The organism is Methylobacterium sp. FW306-05-D (genome assembly GCF_058782155.1).
This window is the reverse complement of the sequence record NZ_JBYSXL010000129.1, coordinates 1-7,072: the sequence shown is the minus strand read 5'-3', so window position 1 is coordinate 7,072 and position 7,072 is coordinate 1. Positions and strand designations below refer to the sequence as shown.

The following is a 7,072-nucleotide window of genomic DNA, read 5'->3' as shown; positions in this document are numbered from 1 at the left end:
CCTCGAGACTCCCCACGGAGGCTCGAGGCCGGGACGCCGTTCCGTGCTCCTCGGCGAAAGAATCCCGGTCCATGTCCCGCTCCCTCGCGGCCGCCCTGCGCGCGCTCGCCCTCCTGGTCGCCCTCGCGCTCCCGGCGCTCCTGGCGTCCCCCGCCCTGCCCGTCCTGTCCGGGCCCGCCCGCGCCCACGAGGGCCACGACCACGGCGCGGAGGCGCCGCCGGCCCCGGCCGCCACCGCGCCGCGGGCGGAGGCCGTCTCCGAGCGCTTCGAACTCGTCGCCGTGGTGCAGGGCACCGACCTCGTGCTCTACCTCGACGCCTTCGCCACCAACGCCCCCGTCCCGGAGGCGAGCGTCGCCGTGATGACCCCGGAGGGCCGGCGCAAGGCCGCCCGGACGGCGCCCGGCACCTACCGGCTCGCGGCCCCCTGGCTCGCGACCGGGGACGACCACGACCTCGTGGTCGGCGTCTCCGCCGAGGGCCGCACCGACCTCCTCGACCTCGACCTCCACCTGCCCGCGCCGGCGGAGGTCCCGGCCGCCGGGCCTTCGGCCCAGGGGGCCGCCACCCTGGCCGACCGCCTCGCCCGGCAGAACCCGGCGGCGCTGGCGGCCGGGGGCTTCCTGCTGGGACTCGCGGCGTTCGCCCTGGCGCGCCGGCGGCGGGGGGGTCCGGTCCTGGTCGGTCTCCTCGCGGTCGGGGCGACTTTGGGGCTCGCCCTCTTCCTCGGCGGCGGCGCGCAGGCGCACGAGGGCCACGGGCCCGACGCGTCGGAGCCGCCGGTCACCCCGGCGGCGCTGACCGGCGGCACCCTGATGGAGCGGGCGCGCCGCCTGCCCGACGGCTCGGTCTTCGTGCCGAAATCGCTCCAGCGCCTGCTCGCCCTGCGCACCGGCCTGACGGCGCAAGCCTCCGTCACCCGCAGCGCCGAGCTGCCGGGCCGGATCATCCCCGACCCGAACGCCAGCGGCGTGGTGCAATCCTCCGTGGGTGGCCGGCTCGCCCCGCCGGAGCGGGGCTTCCCCCGCCTCGGCACGCGGGTGGCCCGCGGCGACGTGCTCGCCACCGTGACCCCGCCGGTCCAGGCGGTGGACGTCTCCGACATGCGCCAGCGCCAGGGCGAGCTCGACCAGCAGATCGCCATCCTGGAGCGCCGGGTCGGGCGCTTCGAGCGGCTCTCCACCACCGGCGCGGTGGCGCAGACCCAGCTCGACGACGCCCGCTCGGAGCTCGGCGGCCTGCGGGACCGCCGCGCCGCCCTCGACGCCATCCGGCGCGAGCCCGAATCCCTCGTCGCCCCCGTCGACGGCGTGATCGCCGAGGCGAACGCGGTGGCGGGCGCCATGGCGGCCCCCGGCACCGTGGTCTACCGGATCGTCGATCCGAGCAAGCTCTGGGTCGAGGCCCTGAGCTTCGAGGCGCTGGCCGAGGGCGCCCGCGCCACCGCGCGGCTCGGCGACGGCGGCACCCTGCAGCTCGCCTATCGCGGCACGGGCCTCGCCGACCGCAACCAGGCGGTCCCGGTCCAGTTCGCGATTCAAGGCGACGGGCGCGGCCTGCGGCTCGGCCAGTTCGTCACCGTGCTGGCTCCTATCGGCTCGGCCAAGCCCGGCCTGCCGGTGGCGCGCTCCGGCGTCGTGCGGGCGGAGGGCGGCAGCCTCGTCTACGAGCATGTCAGCGCCGAGCGCTTCATGGGCCGCCCGGTGCGGGTGGCGCCGCTGGATGCCGACCGGATGCTGGTGGAGGACGGGATCGCGGCCGGGCACCGCATCGTCGTCCAGGGCGCCGAGCTCCTCGACCAGATCCGCTGAGAGGAGCCCCCGATGTTCGAAGCCATCGTCGCGCAGTCCCTGCGCAACCGCCTGCTCGTCGTGGCGCTCGCCGCCGCCCTGGTGCTGACCGGGCTCCTCGCCCTCACCCGCCTGCCCGTGGACGTGCTGCCGGACCTCAACCGCCCCACCGTCACGGTGATGACGGAGGCCGAGGGGCTCGCGCCCCCGGAGGTCGAGCAGCGCGTCACCTACCCGATCGAGACCCGGATGAACGGCCTGCCCGGCGTCACCCGGGTGCGCTCGGTCTCGGGCATCGGCCTGTCCATCGTCACCGTCGAGTTCGCCTGGGACGCCGACCTGTACCGGGCCCGCCAGTTCGTGGCCGAGCGTCTGGCGCTGGCCCGCACCGAACTCCCCGCCGCCGTGATGCCCCAGATGGGGCCGGTCTCGTCGATCATGGGCGGCATCCTGCTGGTGGCGGTGACCTCCGAGACCGCGAGCCCGATGAGCCTGCGCGAGACCGCCGACTTCACCATCCGGCCTCGCCTCCTGGCGATCCCGGGGGTGGCGCAGGTCATCCCCATCGGCGGCGAGGTGCGCCAGTTCCGGGTGGCGCCGAACCCCGCCGCCATGCGGGCGCTGGGCGTCAGCCACGCCGCCCTGACCCAGGCGCTCGAAGGCTTCGGCACCAATGCGGGCGGCGGCTTCACCGATGCGGGCGCCCGCGAGGTGCTGATCCGCGCCATCGGCCGGACCATCGACCTCGACGACCTGCGCAACCTCGTGGTGGGCACGCCCGCGGGTCCGGTCTACCTGCGCCAGGTGGCCGAGGTGGATTTCGCGCCCCGCCCCCGGCGCGGCGACGGCGGCTACATGGGCCAGTCCGCCGTGATCGTCTCGGTGGAGAAGCAGCCGGGCGTCGACACCGTGCGGCTGACCAAGACCGTGGCGGACGCGCTGGGCCAGCTCGGCCCCAGCCTGCCGCCCGGGATCAAGGCCGACAAGGTGCTGTTCCGGCAGGCGGATTTCATCGAGACCTCCCTGCACAACGTGGTGCAGGTGCTGCTGGAGGCCGTGGCCGTGGTCGCCGTGGTGCTGTTCGCCTTCCTGATGAACGCGCGCACCACCCTGATCTCGCTGACCGCGATTCCCGTCTCGATCCTCGCCACGGCGGCGATCTTCTCCGCGCTCGGGCTGTCCATCAACACGATGACGCTCGGCGGGCTGGCCATCGCCATCGGCGAGCTCGTCGACGACGCGGTGGTGGATGTGGAGAACATCCTGCGGCGCCTGCGCGAGAACCGGCAAGAGAACCTGAATGGGGGCGCGCCCCGCTCGGCCTTCGCGGTGATCGTGGCGGCCTCCAACGAAGTCCGCTCGGGCATCGTCTACGCGACCGTGATCATCTGCCTCGTCTTCGTGCCGCTCTTCGCCCTCTCGGGCATCGAGGGCCGGCTCTTCGCGCCGCTGGGGCAGGCCTACATCATCGCGATCCTGTCGAGCCTCCTCGTGTCCCTGACCCTGACCCCGGCCCTGGCCTCCTGGCTGCTGCCCGGCCTCAAGGGCCTGGAGGCGCCGGAGGGCCGGCTGATCCGCGGGCTCAAGGCGGGGAACGCCCGGCTGGTGGGCTTCGCCTTCGGCCACCAGCGTCTCGTGATGGCCGGCGCCGTGGCCGGCGTCGCCGTCGCGGCCTTCGCCGCCACCACCCTGCCGCGGGCCTTCCTGCCGCAGTTCAACGAGGGCTCCTTCACCGTCAACCTCGCCTTCACGCCGGGCATCTCGCTCGCCGAGTCGAGCCGGATCGGCGCCATCGCGGAGGGGCTGGTGCTCGACATCCCGGAGGTGGACCGGGTCGGGCGCCGCACCGGCCGGGCCGAGCTCGACGAGCACGCCGAGGGCGTCCACTCCACCGACCTCGAGATCGGCATGAAGCCAGGTGGGCGCCCCCGCGAGGCGATCGTGGCGGACTTGCGCGCCCGCCTCGGGGTGCTGCCGGTCTCGGTCAATATCGGCCAGCCGATCTCGCACCGCCTCGACCACATGCTCTCGGGGGTCCGGGCCGAGATCGCCCTGAAGCTGTTCGGCGAGGACCTCGACGGCCTGCGCCGAACCGCCGACGCTCTCAAAGCGGAGTTCGAAAAAATCCCCGGCATCGCCGATCTCGCCATCGAGAAGCAGGTCCGCATCCCGCAGCTCGAGGTCCGGGTCGATTCCGGCCGCGCCGCCCTCTACGGCGTCGCCCCCGGCGCCGTGGTCGAGGCGGTGAGCCGGCTGGCCAACGGGCGGGTGGTCTCCACCCTGGTCGACGGCCTGCGCCGCTACGACGTCGCCCTGCGGCTGCCGGAATCCGGCCGCTCGGTGGCGGCCCTGCGCGAACTCCTCATCGAGACGCCCACCGGCTGGGTCCCGGCCCATGCGCTGGCCGACATCACCGAGCGCGACGGGCCCAACCAGATTCTTCGCGAAAACGGCCGGCGCAGGCTGGTGGTGCAGGCCAACACCCAGGCAGGCGCCGACGGCTCGGCCGTGGCCGCCGCCATGGCCGCGACCCTGGCGCGGACCACCCTGCCCCAGGGCATCACCGCGAATCTCGAGGGCGCGTTCCAGGCGCAAGGGGAGGCGACCCGCACCATCGGACTCCTCAGCCTCGTCTCGCTGGCCCTGGTCTTCGCCCTGCTGGCGAGCCGCTACCGCTCCGGCGTGCTGGCGCTGATCGTCATGGGCAACGTGCCGCTGGCGCTGATCGGCAGCGTCGCGGCGCTCTTCGTCGCGGGGCTGCCCCTCTCGGTGGCATCGATGATCGGCTTCGTGACCCTCACCGGCATCGTCGCCCGCAACGGCATCCTGAAGATCAGCCACATCCTGAATCTGGGCCTGACCGAGGGCCTGCCCTTCGGACCGGCCCTGGTGCTGCGGGCCAGCAGCGAGCGGCTGGTGCCGGTGCTGATGACGGCGCTCGCCGCCGGCATCGCCCTGGTGCCGCTCCTCGTCGACGGCACGGCGCCGGGCAAGGAGATCCTCCACCCCGTCGCCGTGACGATCTTCGGCGGCCTGTTCAGCGCCACCCTGCTGGACGCGGCGCTCACCCCCGTCCTGGTCCTACGCTTCGGCCGGGGCGCCTTCGCCCGCCTCCAGGCGGCGCAGGCGCCGTCGGCCGATCCTGCCCCGGGCGCCCCCGCCCCGGCCCTGTTCTAAGTTCCACGGAGATGAACCCCATGAAGACCGCGACCGCCTGCCTCGCCGCCCTCGCCCTCCTCGCCCTGACGGGCACCGCCCCGGCCCATGAGGATCACCCCGCGGGGGACGGCCACGACCACGGCCACGGCACGCCGGGCCACTCGCACACGGAAAAGCCCGCCGGCGCGGCGAAGCCCGGGGCCGCCTCGCCCTCCACCCGGGCGTTCCAGGACGCCGCCATGCGCATGCACGGCGACATGGAGATCCGCTATTCCGGCGACGTCGACCGCGACTTCGCCGCCGGCATGATCCCGCACCACGCGGGCGCCATCGCCATGGCGCGGGTCGCCCTGCAATACTCGAAGGACCCGGAGGTCCGGGCGCTGGCCGAGAGCATCATCAAGGCGCAGGACACCGAGATCGCGCAGATGCGGGCCATCCTGGCGCGCAAGGAGGCGGAGGCCAAGGCGGCGGAGGCCAAGGCGGCTGGGCGCTGAGGCGCCCCCTGGTCGGACCCCGCGGCGGTTCTATCTGGAGCCTTTCCAGACAAGCCGGCCGGAGGTGTCCCCCGCATGAGCTTTTCCATCACGCTGACCGTGAACGGCGTGGCCCGCAGCATCGTCCTGGAGGATGCGCGCGTCACCCTCCTCGACCTGCTGCGCGAGCGCCTCGACCTCACCGGGGCCAAGAAGGGCTGCGACCGGGGCCAGTGCGGCGCCTGCACCGTCCTCCTCGACGGCGTCCGGGTGAATGCCTGCCTGGCGCTGGCCGTCAGCCACGACGGGGCCGCGATCACCACGATCGAGGGTCTCGCCGCGGGCGACGCCCTGCACCCGGTCCAGGCCGCCTTCCTCGAGCATGACGGCTTCCAGTGCGGCTTCTGCACGCCGGGCCAGATCCTCAGCGCGGTCGGGCTGATCCAGGAGGGCCAGACCGGGGGCGACCCCGAGCGCGTGCGCGAGGGCATGAGCGGGAATCTCTGCCGCTGCGGGGCCTATGCGGGCATCACGCAAGCCGTGCTCAGCGCCCACACGGCGATGACGGGGCCGGACGTCCTGCCCGGCCGCCAGCTCGCGGAGGATGCGGCGTGAAGGCCTTCGATTACATCCGCGCGACCAGCGTCGCCGAGGCGGTGGCGGCCGCCGCCCGGCCCGGCGCCGCCTATCTCGCCGCCGGCACCAACCTCGTCGACCTGATGAAGGGCGGGATCAGCCGGCCCGACACGCTGGTGGACATCACCCGCCTGCCCGGCCTCGACCGGATCGAGCGCGGCGCCGACGGGTCGACCCGGATCGGCGCCCTGGTGCGCAACGCCGCCCTGGCGCACGACGCGACCATGGCCCAACGCTACCCGGCGCTGGCCGAAGCCCTGCTCTCGGGGGCCTCGGGCCAGCTGCGCAACGCCGCCACCACCGCCGGCAACGTGCTGCAGCGGACCCGCTGCCCATATTTCTACGACACCGCCAGCGCCTGCAACAAGCGCGACCCCGGCGCCGGCTGCGCCGCGCTGGGCGGCGTCACCCGGAGCCACGCGGTGCTCGGCTGGAGCGAGCACTGCATCGCCACCCATCCGTCGGACTTCTGCGTGCCGCTGGCGGCGCTCGACGCCAGCGTCGAGATCGCGGGCCCCGGCGGCACCCGCTCCGTGCCCCTGGAGGCCTTCCACCGCCTGCCGGGCGACACGCCTCAGCGCGAGACCGTGCTGGAGCCGGGCGACCTCGTCGTCGCCGTCACCCTGCCGCCCGAGGCGGAAGCCTTCGCCGGCCACAGCCGCTACCTCAAGGTCCGCGAGCGCACCTCCTACGCCTTCGCGGTGGTCTCGGCGGCCGTCGGCCTGCGGATGGACGGGGACCGGATCGGGCAGGCCCGCATCGCGCTGGGCAGCGTCGCCCTGAAGCCCTGGCGGGCCCGTGCGGCGGAGGACCTGCTGGCCGGGGCCGCCCCCACCCCCGAGGCCTTCGCGAAGGCGGCCGAGGCGGCCCTGGCCGAGGCCAGGCCCTCGGGCGACAACGCCTACAAGATCGCGCTCGCCCGCCGCATCGTGGTGCGCGCGCTCACCCTGGCGGCCGCCGGCACCCCGGACCGCGTCCCCGCGCTCCCGGCCAGCCCGTTCGCGCCGAACC

At 74.5% G+C, this 7,072-nt stretch carries 5 protein-coding genes; all 5 read left to right on the top strand.

Annotated features, from left to right (window positions below; all coding sequences use genetic code 11):
* Positions 1-71: 71 nt before the first annotated feature.
* A complete protein-coding gene (locus AC3WLN_RS23225; RefSeq protein WP_492485247.1) occupies positions 72-1,811 on the top strand; it encodes an efflux RND transporter periplasmic adaptor subunit in 1,740 nt (579 codons plus the stop codon).
* Between the two features lie 12 nt (positions 1,812-1,823).
* The gene (locus AC3WLN_RS23220; RefSeq protein ID WP_492485246.1) at positions 1,824-4,967 is read left to right on the top strand and encodes an efflux RND transporter permease subunit; all 3,144 of its coding nucleotides are present in this window, start codon (positions 1,824-1,826) and stop codon (positions 4,965-4,967) included.
* Positions 4,968-4,987: 20 nt separating this feature from the next.
* Positions 4,988-5,446: a CopM family metallochaperone gene (copM, locus tag AC3WLN_RS23215; protein WP_492485244.1), complete on the top strand. Its 459-nt coding sequence runs from the start codon at positions 4,988-4,990 to the stop codon at positions 5,444-5,446.
* Positions 5,447-5,521: 75 nt separating this feature from the next.
* A complete protein-coding gene (locus AC3WLN_RS23210; protein WP_492485241.1) occupies positions 5,522-6,040 on the top strand; it encodes a (2Fe-2S)-binding protein in 519 nt (172 codons plus the stop codon).
* Positions 6,037-7,072, top strand: a 1,036-nt coding sequence (locus AC3WLN_RS23205; RefSeq protein WP_492485240.1) for an FAD binding domain-containing protein, incomplete at its 3' end; no start/stop codon positions are given. The genes AC3WLN_RS23210 and AC3WLN_RS23205, both read left to right, overlap by 4 nt.